Source organism: Streptomyces sp. NPDC053665, from assembly GCF_055585285.1.
This window is the reverse complement of sequence record NZ_JBVJKK010000012.1, coordinates 17,200-43,929: the sequence shown is the minus strand read 5'-3', so window position 1 is coordinate 43,929 and position 26,730 is coordinate 17,200. Positions and strand designations below refer to the sequence as shown.

General features: G+C 71.1%; 26 protein-coding genes, 1 pseudogene and 2 riboswitches. Of the genes and pseudogenes, 8 read left to right on the top strand and 19 right to left on the bottom strand.

Annotated features, from left to right (window positions below):
- Nucleotides 1-39 precede the first annotated feature (39 nt).
- A complete protein-coding gene (locus ACZ6ZN_RS32475; RefSeq protein ID WP_398106446.1) occupies nucleotides 40-705 on the top strand; it encodes an N-acetylmuramoyl-L-alanine amidase in 666 nt (221 codons plus the stop codon).
- A gap of 21 nt (nucleotides 706-726) precedes the next feature.
- Here the strand turns inward: ACZ6ZN_RS32475 and ACZ6ZN_RS32470 are convergent, their stop codons facing one another.
- The 3 genes from ACZ6ZN_RS32470 to ACZ6ZN_RS32460 form a co-directional block, all read right to left on the bottom strand.
- Complete coding sequence (locus ACZ6ZN_RS32470) at nucleotides 727-1,896, bottom strand: cysteine desulfurase family protein (protein WP_469651741.1); 1,170 nt, start codon at nucleotides 1,894-1,896, stop codon at nucleotides 727-729.
- 62 nt (nucleotides 1,897-1,958) lie between these two features.
- Nucleotides 1,959-2,225 carry a DUF4190 domain-containing protein gene (locus tag ACZ6ZN_RS32465; protein WP_369193605.1) on the bottom strand — a complete coding sequence of 89 codons (267 nt, stop codon included), beginning with the start codon at nucleotides 2,223-2,225 and terminating at the stop codon, nucleotides 1,959-1,961.
- A gap of 45 nt (nucleotides 2,226-2,270) precedes the next feature.
- The gene (locus ACZ6ZN_RS32460; protein ID WP_469651739.1) at nucleotides 2,271-2,435 is read right to left on the bottom strand and encodes a hypothetical protein; all 165 of its coding nucleotides are present in this window, start codon (nucleotides 2,433-2,435) and stop codon (nucleotides 2,271-2,273) included.
- 116 nt (nucleotides 2,436-2,551) lie between these two features.
- On the opposite strand from ACZ6ZN_RS32460, the gene ACZ6ZN_RS32455 reads away from it, so the two are divergent.
- Nucleotides 2,552-3,190 carry a TetR family transcriptional regulator gene (locus ACZ6ZN_RS32455; protein WP_451879106.1) on the top strand — a complete coding sequence of 213 codons (639 nt, stop codon included), beginning with the start codon at nucleotides 2,552-2,554 and terminating at the stop codon, nucleotides 3,188-3,190.
- A gap of 76 nt (nucleotides 3,191-3,266) precedes the next feature.
- Here ACZ6ZN_RS32455 and ACZ6ZN_RS32450 read toward each other — a convergent pair whose 3' ends face one another.
- The 10 genes from ACZ6ZN_RS32450 to ACZ6ZN_RS32405 all read right to left on the bottom strand — a co-directional run bounded on the left by ACZ6ZN_RS32450 (nucleotide 3,267) and on the right by ACZ6ZN_RS32405 (nucleotide 14,228).
- A complete protein-coding gene (locus ACZ6ZN_RS32450; protein WP_398106451.1) occupies nucleotides 3,267-4,127 on the bottom strand; it encodes a thioesterase family protein in 861 nt (286 codons plus the stop codon).
- Between the two features lie 74 nt (nucleotides 4,128-4,201).
- Nucleotides 4,202-4,876 (bottom strand): trimeric intracellular cation channel family protein, encoded by a 675-nt coding sequence (locus tag ACZ6ZN_RS32445; RefSeq protein ID WP_333933847.1) that lies wholly within the window; start codon nucleotides 4,874-4,876, stop codon nucleotides 4,202-4,204.
- 64 nt (nucleotides 4,877-4,940) lie between these two features.
- Nucleotides 4,941-6,074, bottom strand: coding sequence for an ABC transporter ATP-binding protein (locus ACZ6ZN_RS32440; protein ID WP_469651736.1), 1,134 nt, complete (start codon nucleotides 6,072-6,074; stop codon nucleotides 4,941-4,943).
- Complete coding sequence (locus ACZ6ZN_RS32435; RefSeq protein ID WP_398106453.1) at nucleotides 6,071-7,156, bottom strand: ABC transporter ATP-binding protein; 1,086 nt, start codon at nucleotides 7,154-7,156, stop codon at nucleotides 6,071-6,073. The genes ACZ6ZN_RS32440 and ACZ6ZN_RS32435 overlap by 4 nt, the downstream gene beginning before the upstream one ends.
- Nucleotides 7,153-8,163, bottom strand: a complete 1,011-nt coding sequence (locus ACZ6ZN_RS32430) for an ABC transporter permease (protein WP_333933850.1) — start codon at nucleotides 8,161-8,163, stop codon at nucleotides 7,153-7,155. Before ACZ6ZN_RS32430 ends, ACZ6ZN_RS32435 begins: the two co-directional genes overlap by 4 nt.
- Before the next feature lie 91 nt (nucleotides 8,164-8,254).
- Entirely contained in the window at nucleotides 8,255-10,021 is a 1,767-nt protein-coding gene (locus ACZ6ZN_RS32425) for an ABC transporter substrate-binding protein (RefSeq protein WP_398106454.1), read from the bottom strand.
- Nucleotides 10,022-10,029: 8 nt separating this feature from the next.
- Complete coding sequence (locus tag ACZ6ZN_RS32420) at nucleotides 10,030-11,028, bottom strand: ABC transporter permease (protein WP_398106455.1); 999 nt, start codon at nucleotides 11,026-11,028, stop codon at nucleotides 10,030-10,032.
- Between the two features lie 331 nt (nucleotides 11,029-11,359).
- Nucleotides 11,360-12,160 (bottom strand): enhanced serine sensitivity protein SseB C-terminal domain-containing protein, encoded by an 801-nt coding sequence (locus tag ACZ6ZN_RS32415; RefSeq protein WP_369193614.1) that lies wholly within the window; start codon nucleotides 12,158-12,160, stop codon nucleotides 11,360-11,362.
- A 125-nt stretch (nucleotides 12,161-12,285) separates the two neighbouring features.
- Nucleotides 12,286-13,074: an enhanced serine sensitivity protein SseB gene (locus ACZ6ZN_RS32410; protein ID WP_469651733.1), complete on the bottom strand. Its 789-nt coding sequence runs from the start codon at nucleotides 13,072-13,074 to the stop codon at nucleotides 12,286-12,288.
- Between the two features lie 485 nt (nucleotides 13,075-13,559).
- Complete coding sequence (locus tag ACZ6ZN_RS32405) at nucleotides 13,560-14,228, bottom strand: AAA family ATPase (protein WP_451879104.1); 669 nt, start codon at nucleotides 14,226-14,228, stop codon at nucleotides 13,560-13,562.
- A 222-nt stretch (nucleotides 14,229-14,450) separates the two neighbouring features.
- Nucleotides 14,451-14,550, top strand: a riboswitch (glycine riboswitch).
- Nucleotides 14,551-14,658, top strand: a riboswitch (glycine riboswitch).
- A gap of 40 nt (nucleotides 14,659-14,698) precedes the next feature.
- Here ACZ6ZN_RS32405 and gcvT point away from each other — a divergent pair.
- The 6 genes from gcvT to ACZ6ZN_RS32375 all read left to right on the top strand — a co-directional run bounded on the left by gcvT (nucleotide 14,699) and on the right by ACZ6ZN_RS32375 (nucleotide 21,253).
- The gene (gcvT, locus tag ACZ6ZN_RS32400) at nucleotides 14,699-15,820 is read left to right on the top strand and encodes a glycine cleavage system aminomethyltransferase GcvT (protein ID WP_469651731.1); all 1,122 of its coding nucleotides are present in this window, start codon (nucleotides 14,699-14,701) and stop codon (nucleotides 15,818-15,820) included.
- Nucleotides 15,821-15,929: 109 nt separating this feature from the next.
- A complete protein-coding gene (gene gcvH / locus ACZ6ZN_RS32395) occupies nucleotides 15,930-16,307 on the top strand; it encodes a glycine cleavage system protein GcvH (RefSeq protein ID WP_469651729.1) in 378 nt (125 codons plus the stop codon).
- Nucleotides 16,308-16,321: 14 nt separating this feature from the next.
- Entirely contained in the window at nucleotides 16,322-17,584 is a 1,263-nt protein-coding gene (gene glyA, locus ACZ6ZN_RS32390) for a serine hydroxymethyltransferase (protein ID WP_398106460.1), read from the top strand.
- An 87-nt stretch (nucleotides 17,585-17,671) separates the two neighbouring features.
- Nucleotides 17,672-19,039 (top strand): L-serine ammonia-lyase, encoded by a 1,368-nt coding sequence (locus ACZ6ZN_RS32385; RefSeq protein ID WP_451879102.1) that lies wholly within the window; start codon nucleotides 17,672-17,674, stop codon nucleotides 19,037-19,039.
- A 113-nt stretch (nucleotides 19,040-19,152) separates the two neighbouring features.
- The gene (locus tag ACZ6ZN_RS32380) at nucleotides 19,153-20,565 is read left to right on the top strand and encodes an MFS transporter (protein ID WP_469651727.1); all 1,413 of its coding nucleotides are present in this window, start codon (nucleotides 19,153-19,155) and stop codon (nucleotides 20,563-20,565) included.
- A 130-nt stretch (nucleotides 20,566-20,695) separates the two neighbouring features.
- On the top strand, nucleotides 20,696-21,253 hold the full coding sequence (locus ACZ6ZN_RS32375) for a glycoside hydrolase family 25 protein (protein ID WP_398106464.1): 558 nt from the start codon (nucleotides 20,696-20,698) through the stop codon (nucleotides 21,251-21,253).
- 7 nt (nucleotides 21,254-21,260) lie between these two features.
- Here ACZ6ZN_RS32375 and ACZ6ZN_RS32370 read toward each other — a convergent pair.
- The 6 genes and pseudogenes from ACZ6ZN_RS32370 to ACZ6ZN_RS32345 all read right to left on the bottom strand — a co-directional run.
- A pseudogene (locus tag ACZ6ZN_RS32370) lies at nucleotides 21,261-21,932 on the bottom strand (NADPH-dependent F420 reductase); the annotation flags it as partial.
- A gap of 174 nt (nucleotides 21,933-22,106) precedes the next feature.
- Nucleotides 22,107-22,319, bottom strand: coding sequence for an EF-hand domain-containing protein (locus ACZ6ZN_RS32365; RefSeq protein WP_190201287.1), 213 nt, complete (start codon nucleotides 22,317-22,319; stop codon nucleotides 22,107-22,109).
- A gap of 133 nt (nucleotides 22,320-22,452) precedes the next feature.
- Nucleotides 22,453-23,631 carry a YVTN family beta-propeller repeat protein gene (locus ACZ6ZN_RS32360; RefSeq protein ID WP_469651724.1) on the bottom strand — a complete coding sequence of 393 codons (1,179 nt, stop codon included), beginning with the start codon at nucleotides 23,629-23,631 and terminating at the stop codon, nucleotides 22,453-22,455.
- 86 nt (nucleotides 23,632-23,717) lie between these two features.
- Nucleotides 23,718-24,221: an ATP-binding protein gene (locus ACZ6ZN_RS32355; protein WP_451879099.1), complete on the bottom strand. Its 504-nt coding sequence runs from the start codon at nucleotides 24,219-24,221 to the stop codon at nucleotides 23,718-23,720.
- 274 nt (nucleotides 24,222-24,495) lie between these two features.
- The gene (locus tag ACZ6ZN_RS32350) at nucleotides 24,496-25,263 is read right to left on the bottom strand and encodes an enoyl-CoA hydratase/isomerase family protein (RefSeq protein WP_398106467.1); all 768 of its coding nucleotides are present in this window, start codon (nucleotides 25,261-25,263) and stop codon (nucleotides 24,496-24,498) included.
- 81 nt (nucleotides 25,264-25,344) lie between these two features.
- A complete protein-coding gene (locus ACZ6ZN_RS32345; protein WP_451879098.1) occupies nucleotides 25,345-26,577 on the bottom strand; it encodes a L,D-transpeptidase in 1,233 nt (410 codons plus the stop codon).
- Nucleotides 26,578-26,730 lie beyond the last annotated feature (153 nt).

Below are 26,730 nucleotides of genomic sequence, written 5' to 3'. Positions count from 1 at the left end.
CGCGGGAACCGGGACCGCCGGGTATCCGTTGACGATCACATGGGACAGCGGAAGGCTTCGAAGGACGGCGACCGCAGGGTGGGCCGTCGCGCGCTGCTGATCGGCGGCACGGTGGCCGCGGCGGGCTCGGCCGTGCTGGCCCGTGACGAGCTGGCGCGGCTGTGGTGGCGCACCCCCGGGGTGGAGAAGCCCCGCAAGGAGGGCGAGGTCGACTTCGCGGGCGCGCGCTGGGTGGCCGCGTCGGAGGCGAACTGGCGCCGGGCGGACCGGCCCGACGACTACGGCATAGACATGGTGATCGTCCATGTGACGCAGGGCAGTTTCGACAGTGCCGTGAAGGCCTTCCAGGACCCGGGCCACAAGGCGGCCACGCACTACATCGTCCGCCAGGACGGGCACGTCACGCAGATGATCCGCGAGCTGGACGTGGCCTACCACGCGGGCAACCGCTCCTACAACGAGCGCAGTGTCGGCATCGAGCACGAGGGCTTCGTGGACCGCCCTCAGGACCTCACGGACGAGATGTACGCGGCCTCGGCCCGCCTCACCGCCCGGATATGCGCCCGCTACGGCATCCCCGTCGACCGCGAGCACATCATCGGCCATGTGGAGGTCCCGGGCACGGACCACACCGACCCGGGGCGGCACTGGGACTGGGACCGGTACATGCGGCTGGTGCGGCGGGCGCGCACGGCACCGGCGTGACCGGGCGGCCCGGCGCCGGACCTACGTGAGCCCCGCCGCCCGGGCCCGTTCCACGGCCGGGCCGATGGCCTTGGCCAGGGCCTCGACGTCGGCCTCGGTGGAGGTGTGGCCGAGGGAGAAGCGCAGGGTGCCGCGGGCCAGGTCCGGGTCGGTGCCGGTGGCCAGCAGGACGTGACTGGGCTGGGCGACGCCGGCGGTGCAGGCGGAGCCGGTGGAGCACTCGATGCCCTGGGCGTCGAGGAGCAGCAGCAGGGAGTCGCCCTCGCAGCCGGGGAAGGTGAAGTGCGCGTTGGCGGGCAGGCGTCCGGCCGGGTCCGGGTCGCCGCCGAGGACGGCGTCCGGGACGGCTCGGCGCACCGCGGTCACGAGGGCGTCGCGCAGGGCGCCGATCTCGCGGGCGAACCACGCGCGCTGCTCGGCGGCGAGCCGTCCGGCGACCGCGAAGGACGCGATGGCGGGCACGTCGAGGGTGCCGGAGCGCACGTGCCGCTCCTGGCCGCCGCCGTGCAGGACGGGCACGGGGGTGTGCTCGCGGCCGAGGAGGAGCGCGCCGATGCCGTACGGGCCGCCGATCTTGTGGCCGGACACGGTCATCGCGGCGAGGCCGGACGCGGCGAAGTCCACCGGGATCTGGCCGAAGGCCTGGACGGCGTCCGAGTGCAGCGGGACACCGAACTCGGCGGCGACATCGGCCAGTTCGCGGATCGGCAGGATCGTCCCGATCTCGTTGTTGGCCCACATCACGGTGGCGAGGGCCACGTCATCGGGGTTGCGGGCGATGGCCTCGCGCAGGGCGCCGGGGTGGACGCGGCCGTGCGCGTCGACGGGCAGGTACTCGACGGTGGCGCCCTCGTGTTCGCCGAGCCAGTGCACGGCGTCGAGGACCGCGTGGTGCTCGACGGGGCTGGCGAGGACGCGGGTGCGGGCCGGGTCGGCGTCCCGGCGTGACCAGTACAGGCCCTTCACGGCGAGGTTGTCGGCCTCCGTGCCGCCCGAGGTGAAGACGACCTCGCTGGGGCGGGCGCCGAGGGCCTCGGCGAGGGACTCGCGGGCCTCCTCGACGGTGCGGCGGGCCTGCCTGCCCGATGCGTGGAGGGACGACGCGTTGCCGGTGGCACCCAGCTGGGCGCTGAACGCCTCAACCGCCTCCGGGAGCATCGGGGTGGTCGCGGCGTGGTCGAGGTAAGCCATGGTGAGCCCGATTCTACGGCTCGCCCCGGCCGCCCCGGGGCGCGGAGGGCCCGCCGGCGGGGCTACAGGCTCCAGGAGATGGAGCTGTCGAACTGCATGAAGGTCGCGAGGACCACCAGGTCGGCGATGCCGAGACCCAGGCCGAGCAGCGCGCGGCCGCGGCGCTCGGTGCCGCGCCACAGGGCGACGCTCGCCAGCACGATGGCGATGGGGCCGAGCAGGAGGTTCAGCACGAGCAGGCCCAGCAGGCCGAGGACGAAGGACGCGACGGCCATGCCGTCGGTGTCGCGGAGACCGGTGCGGCGCGAGGCCGGAGCGGTGAGCTGCATGGTGATCGACTCCCGAGGTGCGTGCGGTCGTGCGGCGGTCGGCGGTCAGTGGGCCTGCGTGTGGCGGCGGCGGCCGCGCTCGCGCAGGGCGAAGACGGCGAGCCAGACGGCGATGACGATGCTCGCGCCGACGGAGAAGGTGAGCGGCGCGTGGGCGACGGTGCCCAGCAGGACACCCAGCAGCAGCAGCGCGGCGACGATGAACAGCACGGGAAACAGCTCCCTGAGTTTCGGTGAACGGTTGTAGTTACAGTTGTTCACTGACTTCCCAGTCTAGCGCCTCTCATGACTTTTCAATTCCAGAGAACAGTTGTTAACTGCATGGTATGAGTCACACCCTCGGGATCCGGCAGGCCCAGAAGCAGAAGACCCGGCAGGCGCTCCTGGACGCGGCCCTGGCGCTGCTGGAGGAGCAGAGCCTGAGCAGCCTCGGGCTGCGCGAGGTCACCCGCGCCGTCGGAGTGGCCCCGACCGCCTTCTACCGCCACTTCCGATCCACGGCGGATCTGGGCGTGGCCTTGGTCGAGGAGGCGCTGGGCAGCCTGCACCCGATGATCCGGACAACGGTGTCCACGACGGGTGACCACGAGGAACGCGTCACGCGCACCATCGAACTGATCGCCCGTCACGTCGACGGGTACCCCGCGCACGTCCGGTTCATCGCCCGGGAACGGCACGGCGGGGTCCAGCCGGTGCGCGAGGCCATACGCGAGCAACTGGACCGGTTCGCCCGGGAGGTGGGGGACGAGCTGGCCAAGGACCCGGTGTCGCAGGGCTGGAGCGGGGACGACCTGCTGATGCTGGCCCATCTCTACGTGGACCAGATGCTCAGCACGGCGTCGCTGTTCCTGGAGGTGCTGGAGAGTCCCGGCGAGGAGCGCGAGGAGCGCGAGCGGCAGGTCGCCCGGGTGGCGGCCCGGCAGATGCGGCTGATCGGCCTGGGCCGCCGGCATTGGCTGGATTGATGCGCCGCAGACGGCACGGGGGCGGCGCGCCCGTTCACGAGCGCGCCGCCCCTGTGGCGTGAAAGGCCGCCGGGTTTCAGCCCAACCGCACCCGCGCCAGCTGCCGGGACTGGGCCACCAGCCGGTCCGCGCTGTCCCAGACCTCGGCGTCCTCCTCCAGGAAGCCGCCGGCGAGGTTGCGCGTGGTGATCGACACCCGCAGCGGGCCGGGGGCCGGGCGGCACCGGACGTGCACGGTCAGCTCGACGGTCGGCACCCAGCCCTTCAGCCCCATCTCGAACGCGGTCGGCGGCAGGGCGTCCACCGCGAGCAGCAGCGAGAGCGGGTCGGGGTCGCGCCCGTCCTTCAGGCCGAACCAGGCCCGCATCTCGCCCTTGCCGGACGGCTGCCCGAGGGCCCAGCCCAGGGTGGAGGGGTCGAGCTTGAGCATCAGGCGCTCGGTGATCGCCGAACTGCCGTCCACGGGGGCCGGCCCGTCCTCGGGGCCGAAGCAGTGCTCCGGCGGCGGGATGGCGGGCGGCCGGGCCGTGGTGCGCACGTCGTCGGGCAGGGCGTCCAGGTCGCCGTAGGAGGCGAGGACGCGGATGCGCTCGACCTCGCGGCCCTCGTCGTCGTACTGGAAGAGCGAGGCCTGGCCCGTCGACAGCGTGCGGCCGGTGCGGACGACGTCCGTGCGGACGACGGCGGGGCCGGGCTGGGACGCGGTCAGGTAGTGCGCCGAGACGGTGAAGGGGTCGGCGTGCGGGAGGGCGTCCGCGAGGGCGCGGCCGAGGACGGCGAGCAGGTAGCCGCCGTTGACGGCGCTGATGATCGTCCAGCCGGCGGAGAGGTCGATGTCGTACACGCCGGGCGCGCGGCGGGTCAGCGCGGTGTCGCGGTCGAACTCGCTGTCGCCGATCGAGGCCCGGACGGCCGGGGCGGAGGCTGCTTCTGGCATGGCTGAACAGTACAAGAATCAGCTACTAAGCGGTAGCTTTTGTGCCGCGCTCCGCGCGAGGGGCGCTCCGGCCGTCACGGCAGCACGGGCTGCTCCTCCTCGCTCACCGTCGACCTGCGGTGCCAGGCCCGCGGGGCGCGCCAGTGGTAGCGCATCGCCAGCAGGCGCAGCACGAAGGCGGTGATCACCGCGAGGGAGCTGGTGAACGGGTTCAGGGCGTCGTAGCGGATGCACAGGGCGACCAGGGCGGCGCCGACGATCGCCGGGACCGCGTAGAGGTCGCGGTCCCAGCGCAGCAGGGAGGGCACCTCGTTGGCGAGGACGTCCCGCAGCACGCCCCCGCCCACCGCGGTGGTGAGCCCCAGGCCGGCGGAGGCGGTCAGGCCGAGCCCGTACTCGTACGCCTTGGTGGTGCCGGCGACGCAGAACAGGCCGAGGCCCGCCGCGTCGAAGACGTTCACGGCGACCTGGATGCGCTCCACCTGGGGGTGCAGGAAGAACACCAGGAGCGTGGCGAGCAGCGGGGTGAGGAAGTACCCCAGGTCCGTGAAGGCGGCGGGCGGGACGGCCCCGATGACCAGGTCGCGGAAGAGCCCGCCGCCCAGCGCGGTGACCTCGGCGAGGACGGCCATGCCGAAGACGTCGAAGTTCTTGCGCACGGCCAGCAGCGCGCCGGAGATCGCGAAGACGAAGATGCCGATCAGGTCGAGCGTGTGCTGGACGGACGGACTGAAGAGTTGCTGGAGCACCCGTGCATTTTCCCCCACGGGTGAGCCCCCGCCCCGGGGTACGGGTGCGGGGGCTCGGGCGGAGTCACTTCTGCACGGCGGTGGCGGTGCTCTCCGCGGTCACTTCCTTGGCCGAGGACAGCAGCTCGGTGTCCTGCGGCTGCTGGTCCTCGAAGTTCTCCGGGTGGTGGCAGGCCACGCGCTGACCGGCCCGCAGCTCCACCAGCGGCGGCTCGGTCGTCTTGCAGATCTGCGTCGCCTTCCAGCACCGGGTGTGGAAGCGGCAGCCACTCGGCGGTGCGATCGGCGAGGGCACGTCGCCCTTGAGCAGGATGCGCTCGCTCTTGACGCCCCGGCGCTTGGGATCCGGTATCGGCACGGCCGACAGCAGGGCCTTGGAGTACGGGTGCATCGGCGACTTGTAGAGCTTGTCGCGGTCGGCCAGCTCGACGATCTTGCCGAGGTACATCACCGCGATCCGGTCCGAGACGTGCCGGACGACCGACAGGTCGTGCGCGATGATCACGTACGTCAGGCCGAGTTCCTCCTGGAGGTCGTCCAGCAGGTTCACCACCTGCGCCTGGATCGACACGTCCAGCGCGGAGACCGGCTCGTCGGCCACCACCAGCTTGGGGTTGAGCGCGAGGGCCCGGGCGATGCCGATGCGCTGGCGCTGGCCGCCGGAGAACTCGTGCGGGTAGCGGTTGTAGTGCTCGGGGTTGAGGCCGACCACCGACAGCAGCCGCTGGACCTCCTTCTTGACCCCGCCCTCGGGCTCGACGCCCTGCAGCCGGAAGGGGGCGCCGACGATCGTGCCGATCGTGTGCCGCGGGTTCAGCGAGGAGTACGGGTCCTGGAAGATCATCTGCACGTCGCGGCGCATGGGGCGCAGCTCGCCGGTCTTCAGGTGCGTGATGTCCTTGCCCTCGAACTCGACCGAGCCGCCGGTCGGTTCGAGCAGCCGGGTGATCAGCCGGCCCATGGTGGACTTGCCGCAGCCCGACTCGCCGACGACGCCGAGCGTCTCGCCCTTGCGGACCTCGAAGTCGATGCCGTCGACGGCGCGGACCGCGCCGGTCTGCCGCTGGAGCAGGCCCTTGCGGATCGGGAAGTGCTTCTCCAGACCGCTCACCTTCAGCAGGATCTCGCCGTCGGCGGTGTCCTTGGTGAGGGTGGGTGCGCTGGTGTCCGGTGCGCTCACCGTCTTGTCGTCGCTCACAGCTTCGGCGCAATCTCTTCGGTCCAGATACGCTCCCGCTGCTCCTGGGTCATGTGGCAGGCGGCCCAGTGCGAGCCGCCGACCTCGGTCAGCTCGGGACGGACCGTGCGGGTGACGTTGTCCTTCGGGATGTCCGCGTACGGGCAGCGCGGGTGGAAGGCGCAGCCGGACGGGAGGTTGATGAGGGAGGGCGGCGAGCCCTTGATCGGGATGAGCCGGTCGGTCTCGTCCCGGTCCAGACGCGGCATCGAGCCGAGCAGGCCCCAGGTGTAGGGGTGCCGGGGCGCGGAGAACACGTCCTCGGCGGGGCCGCGCTCCACGCACCGGCCGCCGTACATGACCAGCAGGTCGTCGGCCATCTCGGCGACGACGCCCAGGTCGTGGGTGATCATGATGACCGCGGAGCCGAACTCCTTCTGCAGGTCCCGGATCAGGTCCAGGATCTGCGCCTGGACGGTGACGTCCAGGGCGGTGGTCGGCTCGTCGGCGATCAGCAGCTCGGGGTTGTTCACCAGGGCCATGGCGATCATGGCGCGCTGGCGCATACCGCCGGAGAACTCGTGCGGGTAGCTGTCGACGCGCTTGCCGGGCTCGGGGATGCCGACCCGGTCGAGCATGTCCACCGCCCGCTGCTTGGCGGCCTTCTTGCTGACGTCGTGGTGGACGCGGTACGCCTCCACGATCTGGTGCCCGACGGTGTAGTACGGGTGCATCGCGGACAGCGGGTCCTGGAAGATCATGGCCATCTTCCGCCCGCGCAGCCGCCGTACGGCGTCGGGGTCGGCCGCGATCAGCTCCTGGCCGTCCAGCCAGACCTCGCCGGTGACCTTGGCGCGCGCCGAGCGGTGCAGGCCCATCACGCCGAGCGAGGTGACGGACTTGCCGGAGCCGGACTCGCCCACGATGCCCAGGGTCTGACCCTTGCGCACGTCGAAGCTGACGCCGTCGACGGACTTGACCAGGCCGTCGTCGGTGTCGAAGTGGATGCGCAGGTCGCGGACGGACAGGAACGCGTCGTCCGGGGCGGACGGGGCGGTGGTGTCGTCCGGTTCGCCGAGCGCGGCTTTGTCGAGCTTGCTCACGAGTACCTCACCCGGGGGTCGATGGCGGCGTACACCAGGTCGACGATCAAGTTGCAGAAGACGATGAAGAACGCGGCGACCAGGGTCACGCCCATCACGATGGGCAGGTCGTTGTCCTTGATGGCCTGGACCGAGTATGCGCCGATGCCCTGGAGGGAGAACACCGTCTCGGTGAGCACCGCGGTGCCGACCAGGGTGCCGAAGTCCATGCCGAAGATGGTGACGATCGGGGTGAGCGCGGAGCGCAGGCCGTGCTTGGCGACGACCGTGGACTCCGTCAGGCCCTTGGCCCGCGCGGTGCGGATGTAGTCCTCGCTCATCGTCTCCAGCATGCCCGCCCGGGTGAGCCGGGCGTACAGCGCGGAGAACAGGAAGGCGAGGCTGACCCAGGGGAGCACCAGGTGCCAGGCCCACTCGGCCGGGTTCTCGGTGAACGGCACGTAGTCGATGCTGTCCCAGATGGGGATCTCGTAGACGAAGAGGGCCAGCAGGATCTGGCCGGTGAAGAAGATCGGCAGGGAGACGCCGGCCAGGGCGATGAACATCGAGATGCGGTCGATCGGCTTGCCCTTGCGCAGGGCGGAGATGACACCGGTCGTCACACCCGAGACCAGCCAGATCACCGCGGCACCGATGGCCAGCGAGAAGGACACCGGGATCCGCTGCTCCAACTGGGGCCACACTTCGATGTGGCTCTTGAAGGAGTAGCCGAAGCAGGGTGCGCTGCAGTGCGTCGCGTCAGGGCCGAACTTGTAGTCGGCGCCCACCACGAGGCCCTTGATGAAGTCCCAGTACTGGACGTAGACCGGCTGGTCCAGTCCCAGGTTCTGCTTGATCGCGGCGACGGAGGCGGGGTTCGCGTCCTTGCCGACGTACTGGGTGGCCAACTGGTCGGCCGTCTGCCCCCCGAGGCGGGGAACGAGGAAGAAGATGGCGAAGGTGACTGCGCTGACCACCAGCAGCAACAGCACCGCGCCCATGACGCGTCGGAGGATGTACGCAGCCACAGCTGTACGGCCCCGGGTGGCCGCGGCGGGATCGTCCGCCGCGGCCACCCGTTGCCTTCACCTGCCTTTCGAAAGGATCCGGCCTGCTGAGTTACTTCGAGGAGCTCATCAGCAGGTAGTCGTACATGCCCAGGTAGGCCTGCGTGACCGTGACGTTGCTGGCGGACACCGGCCGGAGCAGCAGGTTCTTGCGGTAGACCAGCGGGACGACCGAGGCGTTGTCGAGCACCATCTTGTCGATGTCACCCCAGGCCTTGGTGCGGGCCGCGTCGTCGGTGTTGGCGATCGCGTCCGTCAGGGCCTTGTTGATCTTCGGGTCGTCCAGCTCCATCAGGTTGTTGCCGCCGGAGGGCTTGATGGCGGCACCGTTGATGATCTGGTCGAGGAAGCCGTAGCCGGTCGGCCAGTCGGCACCCCAGGCCATCGAGAGCATGCCGAGCTTGTTGTCGTGCACGTAGCTCGGGACACCGGCGAAGTTCGAGAAGTACTTGCCGGAGGGGAACTGCTTGATCTCGATGTTGACGCCGATGTTCTTCAGCGACGCCTGGATGGCGGTCGCGGCCGCGACCTCCGCCGGACGGTCCGAACGAGCGGTCAGGATCGTGTTGAAGCCGTTCGGCTTGCCGCACTCCTTCAGCTCGGCCTTGGCCTTGGCCACGTCACCCTTGTGACCCTCGGTCGCGTAGGTGTCGAACTTGGTGTAGCCGTTGACCGACGGCGGCAGCAGCGTGGTCGCCACGTCGCCCTTCGGGGAGCCGCCCATCGCGTCCAGGACGGACTGCTTGTTCAGGCCCCACTGGACGGCCTTGCGGCAGTGCTCGTTGTCGAACGGCTTCACGTTGACGTTGAGCGCGATGTACTGCGTGGCACCCGCGTAGGAGCTGTCGGTCTGGTTGGCGTACTTGCCGCGCAGCACCTTCGGCTGGGTCTGCGGCTGCACACCGGTGCCGGCCGCGTCAGCCGTGATCTTGTCGGACAGCAGGTTGTTGTCGACCGTGACCGGGTTGACCTTGAACTTGATCGTGATCTTGTCCGGCAGGGCCTTGCGGATCGGGTCCGTCTTGGCGTCCCACTGCTTGTTCCGCACGAGGGTGGCGCCGCGGCCCTCCTCGTAGGACTGGAACTGGTACGGGCCGGAGGACTGGATGGCCTGGACGTACTTCGCGCCGGTGTCCTTCGCCTGCGGCACGGGGGCCGTCTGGGAGAAGGTCGCCAGGTAGTCGAAGTCCGCGAACGGCTGCTTCAGCTTGAAGACGATCGTCCGGTCGTCCGGCGTCTCGATGGACTTGATGCCGTCGGCGGACTTGTCCTTGTAGGGACCCTTGTACTTGTCGCCGCCCTCGAGGTAGGCCTTGAAGTACGTCGGGCCGTTCGACAGGGCCTCGGGCGCGAAGTTGGAGCGCTCGATGGCGTACTTGACGTCCTTGGACGTCACCGGGGTGCCGTCCTGGAACTTCACACCCGCACGCAGCTTGTACGTCCAGGTCTTGGCGTCCGGGCTGGACTTGCCGAGGGACTCGGCGAGGTCCGGCACGACCTCCAGGCCTTCCTTGCCCGCGGCCGGCTTGAACGTGGTGAGCGTCCTGCCGTAGAGCCGCGAGAAGTTCTGGACCCAGCCGTAGTACGTGTTGCCCGGGTCGAGGGAGTCCGGCACGTCCGAGTGCTCGTACGCGACCGTCCCTCCCTTCTTGTCGGACGCGTTGACGATCGAGTTCAGCGCGGCGTCCTTCTTGCCGCTGCCTCCCCCGTCGTTGTCGTCGCCTCCGCCGCCGCACGCGGCAGCACCGAGCGACAGTGCCAGGACCGACGCAACGCCGGCGGTCACCCTTCTCGTCTTCACCTGAGGAAGCCCCCTCATTCGATGGATCACTTGCTGCGAGGGTCGAGGGCGTCACGCAGCCCGTCACCCAGCAGGTTGAAGGCCAGGACGGTGATGAAGATCGCCAGTCCGGGCACGAACATGTACTGCGGATCAGCCGTGTAGAGATCCACAGCGTTGCTGAGCATGCCGCCCCAGGAGGCCTGCGGCGGAGCGATACCGACGCCGAGGAAGCTCAGCGCGGCCTCGAACAGGATGTTCGTCGGGATGATCAGCGTCGCGTAGACGAGGATCGGCGCGACGAGGTTCGGGAGCAGCTCGCGGAACAGGATGTACGGGCCGCGCGCCCCGAGGCTCGTGGAGGCCTCGATGAACTCCCGCTTGCGCAGGGTCATGGTCTGGGCCCGCACGATGCGGCCGATGTACGGCCAGCTGAAGAAGCCGATGACGAAGATCAGCACGCTGATGCGCAGGGACAGGCCGTCGAGACCGAAGAACCCGTCCTGCACGGAGGCGGAGATCGAGATGGCGAACAGCAGCAGCGGGAAGGCCAGGAAGGTGTCCATCAGCCTGCTGATGACGCTGTCGATCCAGCCGCCGTAGTACCCGGCGACGACACCGAGCACGGTGCCGATGCAGACGGACAGCAGCGTGGCGCCGCCCGCGACCAGCAGGGAGACCCAGGAGCCGTCGATGATGCGCGCGAGCATGTCACGGCCGTACTGGGGGTCCACGCCCAGCGGGTGGTCCCAACTCATGCCGCCCCAGCCGCCCTTGGGCGCGAGCAGCGCCGGGTCGATGAGGTCCTGGTTGAACTTGTTGGGATCGAGGCCGAAGACCCACTGGATCGGCTTCGAGAGGATCGCCATCAGCACGAGCAGGATGACGACGACGCCTCCCGCCATCGCCACCTTGTCCCGCTTGAAGCGCATCCAGGCGATCTGGGTGAGCGAACGCCCCTCGATCTGGCTCTTCTTGACCCCGGAGAGCACGGCCTCGGGCTGTGCTCCGGCTTCCGCCCCGGTGGTCTCGATCGGTGCGGTCACGGTGCGATTGACCCCTCTCGGGCCGGCGATCGCCGACCCCCTGGCTGCCGCTGTAGCGGTGTTGTTTGTCTCGTACACGCGACCGACCGGTCCGTGTCTTGCCGGGAGTCTTCAACGCTTTGGCGATCTGTTGCCAGACTTGGCGGTGAATGGATGCGTAAACGTGATGCTGTCTGGGGGGTTCCGTTATCCGGACAGCGGGTAGCGGGGGTCGGACGCGGCGTAGTAGGGGGATTTTAGGGCGAACCCACCCGTACTGCTCTCATCTACGCGCGGAGAGGTGAGCTTCCTTCACCTTCTGAACGGGGTCGGCGGCAGGCCCGCCGGGGCCTCAGAACCTGCCCTGCGCGGGAGGGTAGCCGTAGCCGGACGCGGGGGCCTGGACGGGGGCGGTGGCGTGCGCCTCGCGGTCGTAGAAGGGGCGCGCCTTGGCCCGCAGCCACATGGCGACCGGGTCGTGCTCGTCCGACATGGCGACCGTCGAGACGGGCAGCCCGTCCGGCACGGCGCCGAGGGACTGCTGCATCATCGCGCGTACGGCGTCCACGGCCGGCGGCGAGGTGTCGTACACGTCCAGCCCGATGGCGAGGTACGGCGCGCCGAGCGCGGGCTGCACCCAGGCGCGGCGCAGGGAGCGGACGGCCGGGGTGCGGTGGGCGTTCTGCGCGAGCAGGGCGTAGAACTGGGGGATCTCGATGGCCGGTTCCGACAGCCGCAGCGGACCGGCCGGCTGGCGGTCCAGGCCCGTGGCGATCCGGCGCAGGTCGAGCCAGGGGATGCCGAGGCCGCCGCCGGGGGCGTGCGGGTTGAGCCAGAGGCCGTAGTGGTCGGGGTAGAGGGCACGGGCCACGTCGAGCCCGTCGATCACCTCGTAGGAGCGGTTCCAGCCGCTGGCGGACAGCTCCTGGGCGGAGGTGACGCACGGCGCGTAGCCGTGGCCGTCGACCTCCATCTTCCCGTACTGGGCGTCCGGGGAGCCGGCCTGGCCGTGCCACAGGAGCATCCAGATCTGGCCGGTGTGCGGGGTCGCGAGCGCGCGCAGGAGTGCCTCGTAGGCGTCGTAGCGCCCGGGCGTGACCTGGCGCAGCATGTGCTCGACCTGTCCGGCCGCGGCCGTGCCGCTCGCGCTCACCTTTACCGCCCCTTCGTACAACGCCTCGACCGTGACCTAGCTTAAGCCCGCCCACCGGCTCGGGACTTGCCCGCGCGCGGCGGTACGGGCGCGGGCGGTGGTCCGCCGGGCCGCCGTGCCGGCCGCTACCGCTGGTAGAAGGGCCGGACCCGCTCCCTCATCCAGGTGCCCACCGGGTCCTCCGTGACGTCCAGGAGCACCAGGTTGACCGGCCAGGGGGTGGGGACGGCGGTGACGGCCCGGGTGAGCGCCTCCAGGGGCAGGGCGCGCAGGTCGCCCTCCCACGAGGAGAGTTCGACGCCCACGAACATCACGGGGTCGGCGGTCTCGATCGCGGCGAGGCAGCGGCGGGCGGTGACGACGACACCGACGGCCTCGAACTCGGCCGAGGCGGCGGCGAGGAAGTCCACCGGGTCGTCCTGCCAGTCGGGTTCGAAGAGGCGGACGCGGCCGCCGCCCGCGGGCCCGTCGAGCGGGGTGCGCCCGGCCCGGCACAGCTCGGCGACGGCGGGGGGCGGCAGGGGTATGCCGACCACGCCGCCGGGGTTGATCACGAGGCCGGCGTGCGGGGGCAGTCCGCGGGCGAACTCCACGGCGGGGGCGATCGTGTACGACATGTGCGCGCCGGCGGCGAGGCGGAACTGCTCCTCCGAGCTGAACACGGGCACGTACGCCTGGCCGTCGATCTCGACGGCCGGCAGGTCGAGGGGGCCGCTGTGCGGGCCGCCGCCGTTGGGCAGCGGGACCCAGACGAAGCTCCGCCCGAGCACCTCGACGATCCGGCCGCCGGCCGCGGGTCCGGCGCCCAGGGAGGCCGAGAGGACCTCCTCCAGCTCGTTGCCGGGCCATCCTCCGGTCGGATGGGTCTGCGTGTGCGCCGGGAAGCCGGCTGGGAACTCCGCCGGAACGTCCATGTCCTACCGCCTGCCTCGAGCCACTGCCAGTGCCGTCAGCAGGCTAACGGTTTGGGGGATCTCCGTGCGGGGCCCTCCGGGGGTGGGGCGGTTGGGGGTGGGTGTGTGCCCCGGGGGGGGCAAGAGCGCGGGGGTGACCGGGGTCGGTTGTCCCACCCGGGGGGACGGGCCGGGTCGGGGTGGGTCGGGTGACCGTGCGTGCGGGCAGGCTCGGTGGTCGGCTGCGGGTTGTCGGGGGCTGGTCGCGCAGTTCCCCGCGCCCCTAGAGGGCCAGGGCCGGTGGGTGGGTGCGGGTTGTCGGGGGCTGGTCGCGCCGTTCCCCGCGCCCCTGGAGGGCCAGGGCCGGTGGGTGGGTGCGGGTTGTCGGGGGCTGGTCGCGCCGTTCCCCGCGCCCCTGGAAGGCGGGGGCCGGTGGGTGGGTGCGGGTTGTCGGGGGTTGCTCGTGCAGTTCCCCGCGCCCCTGAAGGGCGGGAGGGGGCTGGGGGTCAGGGGGTGAAGGTGATGCGGTGGAGGGTTGCCGCTGTGGTGCGGTCGGTCAGGGTGGCCGAGGCGCAGCCTCGTGGGAGGCGGCCGTGCTCCACCGCGCGCAGCAGGCGGTCCGTGGCCGCGCGGTGGCGGCGGAAGGCGTAGCGGGAGACGCCGCGGCCCCGGTCGCGCTGGCCGGCCAGGGCCTGCTGCGGCGTGACGTCGAGGAGGAGCAGGTGCAGGGCGCCGCCCCGGCGGCGTGCCTCGCGGGCGATCCAGCGGCGCACCCACGCCTGGGTGCCGCAGTCGTGCACCACGAGTCCTTCGCCGGTGCGCAGGGCGCGGCGCAGCCCGGCGTAGTGGGAGAGGCGGACCAGCGGGCGGTAGACCCCGTAGGGCAGGAAGCGGGGCACGCGGCGCTCCCAGCGGTCGCGGGCGTCCTGGGAGTCGACGCGCCGGCCCGGGACGGCGCGCCGCATCAGCGTGGACTTGCCGCTGCCGGGCAGCCCGGTGACCACGACGACGTCGCGGGAGCCGAACACCAGCGTGCGGGGACCGCGCCCGGCGCGCTCGCGCAGGTCACGGACGGTGGGCGCCGGCACCGGGCCCCGGGCCGCCCGGGCCGGCACCGCCGGCTGCCCGGGCAACGCGATGCCCGTGGTCGCGGCGTACGCCCTGGTCCTGTTCACCGTGATCGTCCTCCCCTGGAGCCAGGTACGCCGGTACCGTCCCCGCCGAGTGTAAAGAGAAGGTAATGCCGCAGGCCTCTCATTTCGGTCCGGTTCCTGCAACAGGGCTGCCACAGCTCTCCGGGCCCGGCGCGCGGGACGGCGCACTTGCTGAGAAAGGTCCCCCTGCCGCGCCGGAAGGATGCGTGCAATGATGTGCGCGCCAACTGCATACCGGCCGTTTGAATCCGCGCGGGAGAGTTCCCAGCACCGCTGACGCTGGGGCGCCGAAGGAGCAAGTCCCTCCCTTGAATCTCTCAGGCCCCGTTACCGCGCGGGCGAGGCACATCTGAAAAGCGGGCCGCTGCCAGGGCGGTCCCACCCAAGGTGCAAGCCATGGACCGGCGCGGTCATGGCGAACCTCTCAGGTTCCGATGACAGATGGGGAGGAACGACCTCGCCCCCGTCATCGCCTTGGGAGACGACCGACCGTGAGCAGTACAGGAGAACTCCGTCACACCGCGCTCGATGCCCTGCATCGTTCGCTCGGCGCGACGATGACCGACTTCGCCGGCTGGGACATGCCCCTGCGCTACGGCTCCGAGCGCGACGAGCACCTCGCCGTGCGCACCAGGGCCGGGCTGTTCGACCTCTCCCACATGGGCGAGATCACCGTCACCGGCCCGCAGGCCGCCGCCCTCCTCGACCACGCCCTGGTGGGCAACATCGGCGGTGTGAAGCCGGGCCGCGCCCGCTACACGATGATCTGCCGGGCCGACGGCGGCATCCTCGACGACCTGATCGTCTACCGGCTGGGCGAGACCGAGTTCATGGTCGTCGCCAACGCCTCGAACGCCCAGGCCGTCCTGGACGCGCTGACCGAGCGCGCCGCCGGCTTCGACGCCGAGGTGCGCGACGACCGGGACGCCTACGCGCTGATCGCCGTCCAGGGCCCTGAGTCCCCCGGGATCCTGAAGTCCCTGACCGACGCGGACCTCGACGGGCTGAAGTACTACGCCGGTCTGCCGGGCACCGTCGCCGGGGTCCCCGCCCTGATCGCCCGCACCGGCTACACCGGCGAGGACGGCTTCGAGCTGTTCGTGAAGCCGGAGCACGCCGTCGAGCTGTGGCAGGCGCTGACCGAGGCCGGCGAGGGCGCTGGCCTGGTCCCCTGCGGCCTGTCCTGCCGTGACACGCTCCGCCTGGAGGCGGGCATGCCGCTGTACGGGCACGAGCTGACCACCTCCCTGACGCCCTTCGACGCCGGTCTCGGCCGCGTGGTGAAGTTCGAGAAGGAGGGCGACTTCGTGGGCCGCGAGGCCCTGCGCGAGGCCGCCGCCCGGGCCGAGCAGAACCCGCCGCGCGTGCTCGTCGGCCTGGTCGCCGAGGGCCGCCGCGTCCCCCGCGCCGGATACGCCGTGGTCGCGGGCGGCGAGGTGATCGGCGAGGTCACCTCCGGCGCCCCCTCCCCCACCCTGGGCAAGCCGATCGCCATGGCCTACGTCGACGCCGCGCACGCCGCGCCCGGCACGCCCGGCGTGGGTGTGGACATCCGGGGCAGTCACGAGCCGTACGAGGTCGTGGCGCTGCCGTTCTACAAGCGGCAGAAGTAGACACTGGCCGTGGGCCGCCTGTGCGGCCCGGCCACCGTCACCCGGTTCACCAGCAGTCTCCCGTCCCCCTTTTTCACAGCACTCCCGCGCGTACAGGAGAATTCAGGCCATGAGCAACCCCCAGCAGCTGCGCTACAGCAAGGAGCACGAGTGGCTGTCGGCCGCCGAGGACGGCGTGTCGACGGTCGGCATCACGGAGCACGCGGCCAACGCGCTCGGCGACGTGGTCTTCGTCCAGCTCCCCGAGGTCGGTGACACGGTGTCCGCGGGCGAGACCTGCGGCGAACTGGAGTCGACCAAGTCGGTGTCCGACCTGTACTCGCCGGTCTCCGGTGAGATCACCGAGGTCAACGAGGACGTCGTGAACGACCCCTCGCTGGTGAACTCGGCCCCCTTCGAGGGCGGCTGGCTGTTCAAGGTGCGCGTCACGGACGAGCCGGGCGACCTGCTCTCCGCCGACGAGTACACCGCGTTCTCCGCCGGCTGAGGAGTCGTAGCCGTATGTCCGTCCTGAACACCCCCCTGCACGAGCTCGACCCGGCCGTGGCCGCCGCGGTCGACGCCGAGCTGCACCGTCAGCAGTCCACGCTCGAGATGATCGCCTCGGAGAACTTCGCCCCGGTCGCGGTCATGGAGGCGCAGGGCTCGGTCCTGACCAACAAGTACGCCGAGGGCTACCCGGGCCGCCGCTACTACGGCGGCTGCGAGCACGTCGACGTGGTCGAGCAGATCGCGATCGACCGCGTGAAGGAGCTGTTCGGCGCCGAGCACGCCAACGTGCAGCCGCACTCCGGCGCCCAGGCCAACGCGGCCGCCATGTTCGCGCTGCTCAAGCCGGGCGACACCATCATGGGCCTGAACCTCGCCCACGGCGGTCACCTGACCCACGGCATGAAGATCAACTTCTCCGGCAAGCTCTACGACGTCGTCGCCTACCACGTGGGCGACGACGGCCGGGTCGACATGGCCGAGGTCGAGCGGCTGGCCAAGGAGTCCCGGCCGAAGCTGATCGTGGCCGGCTGGTCGGCCTACCCGCGCCGGCTGGACTTCGCCGAGTTCCGCCGGATCGCGGACGAGGTCGGCGCGTACCTGATGGTCGACATGGCGCACTTCGCCGGGCTGGTCGCGGCCGGGCTGCACCCCAACCCGGTGCCGCACGCGCACGTGGTCACCACCACGACGCACAAGACCCTCGGCGGCCCGCGCGGCGGTGTGATCCTCTCCACGGCCGAGCTGGCCAAGAAGATCAACTCCGCCGTCTTCCCCGGTCAGCAGGGTGGCCCCCTGGAGCACGTGGTCGCCGCCAAGGCCGTCGCCTTCAAGGTCGCCGCCTCGGACGACTTCAAGGAGCGCCAGCGCCGTACGCTGGAGGGTGCCCGCATCCTGGCCGAGCGTCTGGTGAAGGACGACGTCCGGGCCGTGGGCGTGGACGTCCTGTCCGGCGGCACGGACGTGCACCTGGTCCTGGTCGACCTGCGCGACTCCGAGCTGGACGGGCAGCAGGCCGAGGACCGGCTCCACGAGATCGGCATCACCGTCAACCGCAACGCGATCCCGAACGACCCGCGTCCGCCGATGGTGACGTCCGGTCTGCGGATCGGCACCCCGGCCCTGGCCACCCGCGGCTTCGACGCCGAGGCCTTCACCGAGGTCGCCGACGTCATCGCCGAGGCGCTGAAGCCGTCGTACGACGCGGAGGCCCTCAAGGCCCGGGTGAAGGCCCTGGCCGACCGGCACCCGCTGTACCCGGGTCTGAACAAGTAACGAAGAAACCTTTCGGGCGCCGCGCCGGCCACAAGCGGGCGCGGCGCCCACCCCCTTGGCACCACCCCCGTAGTCAGGAGTTCCCCCGTGGCCATCTCGGTCTTCGACCTGTTCTCGATCGGCATCGGCCCGTCCAGCTCGCACACCGTCGGCCCGATGCGCGCGGCCGGCCTGTTCGTCCGGCGGCTGCGCAACGAGGAGCTCCTCGAGTCCGTGACCTCGGTCCGCGCGGAGCTGTACGGCTCGCTCGGCGCCACCGGCCACGGCCACGGCACGCCCAAGGCGGTCCTGCTCGGCCTGGAGGGCGACTCCCCGCGCACGGTGGACGTGGAGACCGCCGACGAGCGGGTGGAGGCGATCAGGACCGGCGGCCGGCTGAACCTGCTCGGCGAGCACGAGATCGCCTTCTCCTTCGACGACGACATGGTCCTGCACCGCCGCAAGGCCCTGCCGTACCACGCCAACGGCATGACGCTGTGGGCGTACGACGCCTCGGGCGCGGAGCTGCTGACGAAGACGTACTACTCGGTGGGCGGCGGGTTCGTCGTCGACGAGGACGCCGTCGGCGCGGACCGCATCAAGCTCGACGACACCGTGCTGAAGTACCCCTTCCGCACCGGTGACGAGCTGCTGCGCCTCACCGAGGAGACCGGCCTGTCCATCTCCGCGCTGATGCTGGAGAACGAGCGGGCCTGGCGCACCGAGGAGGAGATCCGCGCGGGACTGCTGGAGATCTGGCGCGTGATGCAGGCGTGCGTGGCGCGCGGCATGTCGCGTGAGGGCATCCTGCCCGGCGGTCTGAAGGTGCGCCGCCGGGCCGCCAACACCGCCCGCAAGCTGCGCTCCGAGGGCGACCCGCAGGCCCTGGCCATGGAGTGGATCACCCTCTACGCGATGGCCGTGAACGAGGAGAACGCGGCCGGCGGCCGGGTCGTCACGGCCCCCACGAACGGCGCGGCCGGCATCATCCCGGCGGTGCTGCACTACTACGTGAACTTCGTGCCGGGCGCCGACGAGGAGGGCGTGGTCCGCTTCCTGCTCGCCGCGGGCGCGATCGGCATGCTGTTCAAGGAGAACGCCTCGATCTCCGGCGCCGAGGTCGGCTGCCAGGGCGAGGTCGGCTCCGCCTGCTCGATGGCCGCGGGAGCCCTCGCGGAGGTCCTCGGCGGCTCGCCCGAGCAGGTCGAGAACGCGGCGGAGATCGGCATGGAGCACAATCTCGGGCTCACCTGCGACCCGGTCGGCGGGCTGGTCCAGATCCCGTGCATCGAGCGCAACGGCATGGCGGCGGTCAAGGCCGTCACCGCCGCGCGCATGGCGATGCGCGGCGACGGCTCCCACAAGGTGTCCCTGGACAAGGTCATCAAGACGATGAAGGACACCGGCGCCGACATGTCGGTCAAGTACAAGGAGACGGCCCGGGGCGGGCTGGCGGTGAACATCATCGAGTGCTGAGCGGGCCGGAGGGCACGGCCCGACCGCGTCTCACATCGCGAGAGGGCCGTACCGCGCAACAAGATGGCTGACATCGTTGTACGTGCCATGTTTCGCGCGTGAAAGACCGATCGATGTCCGCTCCTGCCTCCGGTTCAGCCCCGGCACCCGTCAACCCGCGCTCGCGCGTCCTCGTCGCCAGCCTCATCGGCACGACGATCGAGTTCTACGACTTCTACATCTACGCGACGGCCGCGGTGCTCGTCTTCCCGCAGCTGTTCTTCCCGAGCAGCGACCCGACCACCGCGCTGCTGTCGTCCTTCGCGGTCTTCGGCGCCGCGATGGTCGCCCGGCCGGTCGGGGCCGTCGTCTTCGGGCACCTCGGTGACCGTCTCGGCCGCAAGAAGACCCTCGTCGCCTCGCTGCTGACCATGGGCATCGCCACGTTCCTCATCGGCGTGCTGCCCACCTACGCCCAGGCCGGCTGGGTGGCCACCGCGCTGCTGGTGCTGATGCGGCTCGCGCAGGGCTTCGCGCTCGGCGGCGAGTGGAGCGGCGCGGCCCTGGTCGCCACCGAGAACGCCCCGCGCGGCAAGCGGGCCCTGTACGGCACCTTCCCGCAACTGGGCGCCCCGTTCGGCTTCATCATCGGCAACGGGCTGTTCCTGGCCATGGGCGCGCTGCTGCCGTCCGCGGCGGGCGCCGACCCCTCGCAGCCCTCGGACGCCTTCGTCAGCTGGGGCTGGCGGGTGCCGTTCCTCTTCTCCGCCGTGATGGTCGCCATCGGGCTGTGGGTGCGCTCGCGGCTCGTCGAGTCGGCGGTGTTCACCAGGACCCGCGCCACGGGCGGGGTGCGGCGGCTGCCGCTGGCCACGGTGGTGCGCAGCCACGGCAGGCAGCTGGTCCTCGGCACGTTCATCATGCTGGCGACCTACGTGCTCTTCTACCTGATGACGACGTTCTCGCTGAGCTACGGCCGCACCCCCGAGGACGCCGCCGTGCCCGGACTGGGCTACGACTACACCACGTTCGTCCTCATGATGATCTTCGGTGTGCTGTTCTTCGCCGCGTTCACCCTGGTCTCCGGCCCCCTCGCGGACCGCTACGGGCGGCGCACCACCCTCGTCTGGATCACCGCCGCGATCGTCGTGTTCGGGCTGGTCTGGGTGCCGCTGATCGGCCTGGGCACGCCGGGCGTGGTGCTGTGGCTCGTGCTGGGCTTCACCCTGATGGGCCTCACCTTCGGTCCGATGGGCGCGCTGCTGCCCGAGCTGTTCCCGACCAGCGTCCGCTACACCGGGTCGGGCATCTCGTACAACGTCAGTTCGATCCTGGGGGCGGCGGTCGCCCCGTTCATCGCCGTGGCGCTCTGGGAGACCGGGGACGGCTCGCCGTGGCTGGTGGGCGTCTACCTGTCCGGGATGGCGCTGCTCACGCTGGCGGCGCTCCTGCTCGGTAAGGAGACCAGGCACGTCTCCCTGGACGACGGGGAGCCCGGTCCGGCCCCGTCGCAGAGCCCGGCACCCGCCGCCTCCGCCGCTCCCTGAGTCCGTCCGGCGCTCACCTCCGCCGGGCCGCGCGCCTCCGCGCGCCCGGCGTACGGCCGTCGGCGGCGGGCATACAACAACCCTCCACCCGAGTGCACTTCCGCCCCACCGGAACCCGAGGGAGCCCCCCATGCTGCGCGGAATCGACGTGAGCGCCTACCAGTCCTCGTCCTACTCCACGGAGGGCCTGTCCTTCGTCTTCGTCAAGGCGACCGAGGGCCGCTCCTACGTCAACCCGAGACTGGCCGCGCAGACGAAGCGGGCGCGGGACGCCGGACTGGTCGTCGGCTTCTACCACTTCCTGTGGCCCGGCAACCTCACCGACCAGGCCGAGTACTTCCTCGGCAAGGCACCGGACCGGGCGGGCGACGTGCTCGCCGTCGACTGGGAGAGGACCGGCGACGGGACGCGCGCGAGCAACGCCGAGAAGGACCGCTTCCTGCGCAAACTGAAGGAACTGCGCCCGGACAACCGCGTGGTGCTCTACTGCAACCGCGACTTCTGGCTCAACGTCGACACGAGCTCCTACGCGGGCGACGGTCTGTGGATCGCCGACTACGTGAGCGCGGGCAAGCCCCGGATCAAGGCGAAGTGGCGCTTCCACCAGTACACCGACGACCCCCTGGACAGGAACGTCGCCGCCTTCGAGAGCAGGGCGGCCCTGCGCGAGTGGGCCGAGGGCGCGTGAACGGGCCCTAGCCGCGGAAGTCCGCGGTGCGCTCCGGGGACGCCTCCGCGAGCGCCTTGGCGACCTCGTCCGTGCCGGCGCGCAGTCCGTACACCGGGGTGCCGGGCTGCTGGCGCCAGGAGTCGTCGAGGCCGCCCGCGTCGACGGTGTCGAAGCCCAGCTCGTCGATGAGGGCCCGCACCGTGCGCTTGGCCCGCTCGTCGTCGCCGGCCACCGGCAGGGCCATGCGCCCGGGATCGCCGGCCGGGCGGTGGCGGTCCAGGATGTCCTGGGCGTAGGTGCCGTTGAACGCCTTGATCACGGGGTGGCCGAGCTGCCGCTCGGTCCAGCGGCTCTCGGTGAGGCCCTCGTCCTCGATCCCGGCGATCCGGCCGTCGCGCTGCCGGGGGTAGTAGTTGCCGGTGTCGACGACGGCCGCGCCCTCGGCGGCGCCGTCGAGCACACCGGAGGGCAGGTCGGGGACGGCCTTCAGCGGGATGGTCACCACGACCACCTCCGCGCCCCGGGCCGCCTCCTCGACGGGCACGGGCCTCGCGCCGGTCTCCTCGGCCAGGGCCGTCAGCGTGTGCGGTCCGCGGGAGTTGGCGACGGACACGTCGTGACCGAGTGCGGTGAGCCGCCGGGTCAGGTTGCCGCCGATGTTGCCCGCTCCGATGATGCCGATCTTCATGTCCTCGCCTCGCCCTTCCGGGGGTCGGTAACGCCGGCCAAAGGTCTGCGACCGGCGACAACCTCGGCGGCGGGCCGGCTATTCCGCTCCTCGCCCGGACGGCCGAAGACCTCCCCCGGGCACGCCGAAGGGCCCGGTCCGGGCATGGACCGGGCCCCTGGGACGGCGTGCGCCGCGGCGGCCCTACTTGTTCAGGTAGGCCCAGAACTCGTCGAAGCTGAGCTGCTTGTCGCCGTCCAGGTCGCGGGTCTTGATGACGACCTCGGCGACCGACTCGGTGACGTTCCAGTCGCCCGACTGCGCCAGGGCGGTCTTGAACTCGGCAGCGGTGATGTAGCCGTCACCGTCCGTATCGATCCGCTCGAACTGCTTGCGTGCTTCCTCGATGTCCGCCACCGATCCGCCCCTCTTCTCGTGCTGCGCGTCCTCGTGACGCGGGTATGACGGAGGTCAGGTTATCCGCCCGCCGGGAACGCCGGCGCGGCGACCACCGCCGGACCTGGCACGCCTCACCGGAGGACGACGCGCCTCACCGGAAGACGCCGGTGTGGCCGAGGGAGTAGCGGCCGGGCTGCGGGTAGACGGCGAGGCCGTGCGGGCCGCTGCCGACCGCGATGCGGGCGAGCCGGGCCCCGGTGCGGGTGTCGAGGGCGTAGACCTCGGCGTCGTAGCGGCCGGACAGCCACAGCACCTTGCCGTCGGCGGAGACACCGCCCATGTCGGGGCTGCCGCCGCCGGGCAGTTTCCACTTCTTGGTCAGCTCGTTCCGGTGGAAGTCGAAGACGGAGATCGTGCCCTCGCCGCGGTTGGACACGTACATCTCGCGCGAGTCCCGGCTGACGTACAGGCCGTGGGTGCCCTTGCCGGTGGGCAGCAGGGTGGGTTCGGTGAACCGGTCGCCGTCGAGGACCCACATGCCGTCGGCCTTCATGTCCGCGATGTAGAACCGCTTGCCGTCGGGCGAGAGCTTCACGTCCTGCGGCATGGCGCCCTCGAACGGCAGCCGCTGCTGTGCGACGACCTCCCTCCTTGCGGTGTCGACCTTGAGGAGTTCGCCGCTGAACTCGCAGGAGACGATGAAGTAGCGGCCGTCGAGGGAGAAGTCGGCGTGGTTGACGCCGTAGCAGGAGACCGGGACGGTCTTCTCGATCCGCATGGTGTGCGGGTCGCGGAAGACCAGTTCGCGGTCGAGGGAGGCCATCACGACGGCGTACTTGCCGTCGGGGGTGAAGTAGAGGTTGTAGGGGTCGTGGACGTCGACCTCCTTGCCGGCCCTGCCCGTCCTCGGGTCGATCGGGGTGAGGGTGTGGCCCCGGTTGTTGTTGACCCACAGCGTCTTGAGGTCCCAGGAGGGCACGACGTGCTGGGGCTGCCGTCCCACCTTGATCGTGTCGACGATCTCGTAGGTCCCCGGGTCGATGACGGACACCGTGTCGGACTCGGTGTTGGGGACGTACACCCGGGAGGGGAAGTCCTTCACCACGGGCGACAGCTGGCCGGGGCGGTCGGCCGCGTACACGTCCCGGGGGTCGAGCACGGGCGGCATGCCGGGCAGGCCGTCGACGGGCCTCTTCTCGGGCGGGGCGGGCACGGCGGCCCGGGTGCCGCGGGTCTCGGCGGCCCGTTCCCCGCTGGGGGCGCCGCAGGCGGCGAGGACGGCGGCGACGGCGCCCGCGACGAGGGCGCTCTTGGCGAGATGGCGGTGCATCGGTCCATTCAAGGGCCTGATGCCCCGGAAACGGGCGATTCGTCCGTACGGCGGCCGGGTGAGGCATGCCCCCGGGGCCTGCGGCGTCAGCGCTCGGCGACCCGCATCTCGAACCAGGTGGTCTTGCCCCGCGGCAGCAGGTCGACGCCCCAGCGGTCGGCCAGCTTGTCGACGAGGAACAGGCCCCGGCCGCTGAGGTCCAGGTCCTGGACCGGCATCAGGCAGGGCAGCCCCCGGGACGGGTCGCGCACCTCGACCCGGATCCAGCCCCGGCGCCGGTGCATGCGGAGCCCGAAGACGCGGGCGCCGGTGTGGCGGACGGCGTTGCCGACCAGTTCGGAGACGAGCAGCACGGCGTCCTCCGTGGTCCGGGGGGTGAGCCCCCACTGGCGCAGGATCACGACCTGGGCGAGGCGCCGGGCGGTGGCCGCGGACTCGGGGCGGGACGGCAGCGGGACCTCCGCCTCCGTCGGGTTGCCGTACAACTCCAGTGCGCGCGTCGCGTGTTCGTCCTCGACCGCCGGCGACCAGCGTGCCGCGGCCGCATGAGCGTGTCCCCGCGGCTGTTCCGTACCCTCCAGCCCCGCCATGCCCCCATCATGGCCGCCGGGCAGGGCCGAGGAGGCCGTTCCCGGGCAACGCACTCCGGGGGACGGCCCCCCGCCAGGTGGTCCCCCGGCATGTGCCCGAGGCACGTCGGGGTCGTCAGCGCCCCCTCCGACCTGCTGGAACGTCCCTTTGCGGGGCAATCGACGGGCTCCCTCGGCCAGACGGGCTTAAGGCTGCGCTAAGGCTGCCATAAACCGCCCCTTCGAGGGACCCCGGATCAGACATCGTGTCAATTGCAAGCCCCTGGACGGATGTTCAGAGGAACTTCGCCTTGCCCGGTCCCTCCTCGACGAAGCTGCGCATACCGCGCTCGCGGTCCTCGGTGGCGAACAGGCCGGCGAACCAGTTCCGTTCCACCGCCAGGCCGGTGTCGATGTCCGTCTCCAGCCCGGTGTCGACCGACTCCTTGGCCGCGCGCAGCGCCAGGGCGGGACCCTGCGCCAGCCGGGCCGCCCAGGCGTGGGCCTGCGTGTACACCTCGTCGGCCGGCACGACCCGGTCGACCAGGCCGATCCGCTCGGCCTCGTCGGCCTTGACCATCCGGCCCGTGAAGATGAGGTCCTTGGCCTTGGACGGGCCGACCAGGCGGGCCAGGCGCTGGGTGCCGCCCGCGCCGGGGATCAGGCCGAGCAGGATCTCCGGCTGGCCGAGCTTGGCGTTCTCCCCGGCGATGCGGAAGTCCGCGCACAGGGCGAGCTCGCAGCCGCCGCCCAGCGCGTAGCCGGTGACGGCCGCGACGACCGGCTTGGGGATCCGGGCCACCGCGGTGAACGCGTCCTGGAGGGCGCGGGCGCGCAGGACCATCGCGGTGTGGTCCATCGCCTGCATCTCCTTGATGTCCGCGCCGGCCGCGAACACCTTCTCGCCGCCGTAGATCACCACGGCGCGCACGTCCTCGCGGCGCGTGGCCTCCTCGGCGAGTTCCTTGAGCCGGTCCTGCGTGGCGATGTCCAGCGCGTTCATGGGCGGTCGGTCCAGCCGGAGCGTGCCGACGCCTTCGGCGACTTCGAGAGAGACGGTCATGGGCAGCAGGTTAACGGGGATTAACGGGCGGGGCCCCGGTGCGGTCCGTCACACCGGGGCCCTGCCGTCAGCTGCGGGGTGCTACTTCTTCCACTTCTCCCACGACATGTTCCAGCCGTTGAGTCCGTTGTCCGGGTCCACGGTGCGGTCCTCGGAGTTCTTGACGACCACGACGTCGCCGACCATCGAGTTGTCGAAGAACCACGCGGCGGGCACCTTCTTGTCCCAGCCGCCGCGCACGTCGCGCAGTCCGATGCAGCCGTGGCTCGCGTTGTACTCGCCGAAGGCGCCGCTCGCCCAGTAGTTGCCGTGCAGGAAGGTGCCGGAGGTGGTCAGGCGCACGGCGTGCGGGACGTCCTTGATGTCGTACTCGCCGCCGTAGCCGACGGTCTCGCCGTTCATCCGGGTCACCTTCAGCATCTCGCTGACGACCATCTGGCCGTTCCAGGTCTCCATGCCGGGCTTGCCGGTGGTGACCGGGATCGTCTTGACGGTCCGGCCGTCGCGGGTGACCTTCATCGTGAGCTTCTTGGCGTCGACGACGGAGACCTGGTTGCGGCCGATGGTGAACTCGACCTTCTTGTCCTGCTCGCCGTAGACGCCGGGCCGGCCCTCGACGCCGTCGAGGCCGAAGTCGACGGTCACCTTGGTACCGGGCTTCCAGTACTTCTCGGGGCGGAAGTCGAGGCGGTCGTTGCCGAACCAGTGGCCCTCCACCTCGACGGCGGGCTCGGTCCGGATGCGGATGGCCCGCTCGACGGCGTCGGGGTGGGTGATGCCCCGCGAGAAGCGGACCGAGAACGGCATCCCGACCCCGACCTTCGAACCGTCCTCCGGGGTGAAGGTGCCGATGAAGGTGTTCTGCGGGGTCAGCGTGGTGAAGTCGGCGTCCTCCGCGGCCGTGCGGCCCGCGGAGTCCTTGGCGACCGCGTGGACGGTGTACTTGGTCGCGCCGGCCAGGTGCGTGGACGGCGTCCAGGTGGCGCCGTCGGCGGATATCTTCCCGTCGATCCTCTCGCCCTCGGAGTCCTTGACCAGGACCTCGGTCAGCTTGCCCTTGGCGGCGGTGACCTTCAGCGCGCCGCTGGTGTCGACGGACTTCGCGCCGTCCTTCGGGGTGATGCCGACGACGGCCTCGGACTGCTTGCTCTGCGCGCTGCCCGAGTCCTTGCCCTCGCCGCCGCCCGAGCCGGAGCCCGAGTTCGTGTCCCCGCCTCCGCACGCCGTCACGGCGAACAGCAGCGCGCCCACGGCCAGTGCGAGACGTCCCCTCCTGCGCCCAACCGACGCCCCCGATATCGGTCGCCCGTTCACGTGGTTCTCCCCTCCCAGGGCCTGACCAGGCCCGCTCCCCGGCGCGTGACCCCCGCGCACCGGCGAATAGTAACCACTGGTCGCCCGGCCCCGGCGGCCCGCGATTGTCACTGTTCGGTCCCAACGGACCGCCGGGTCAACCCGCCCCCGTGT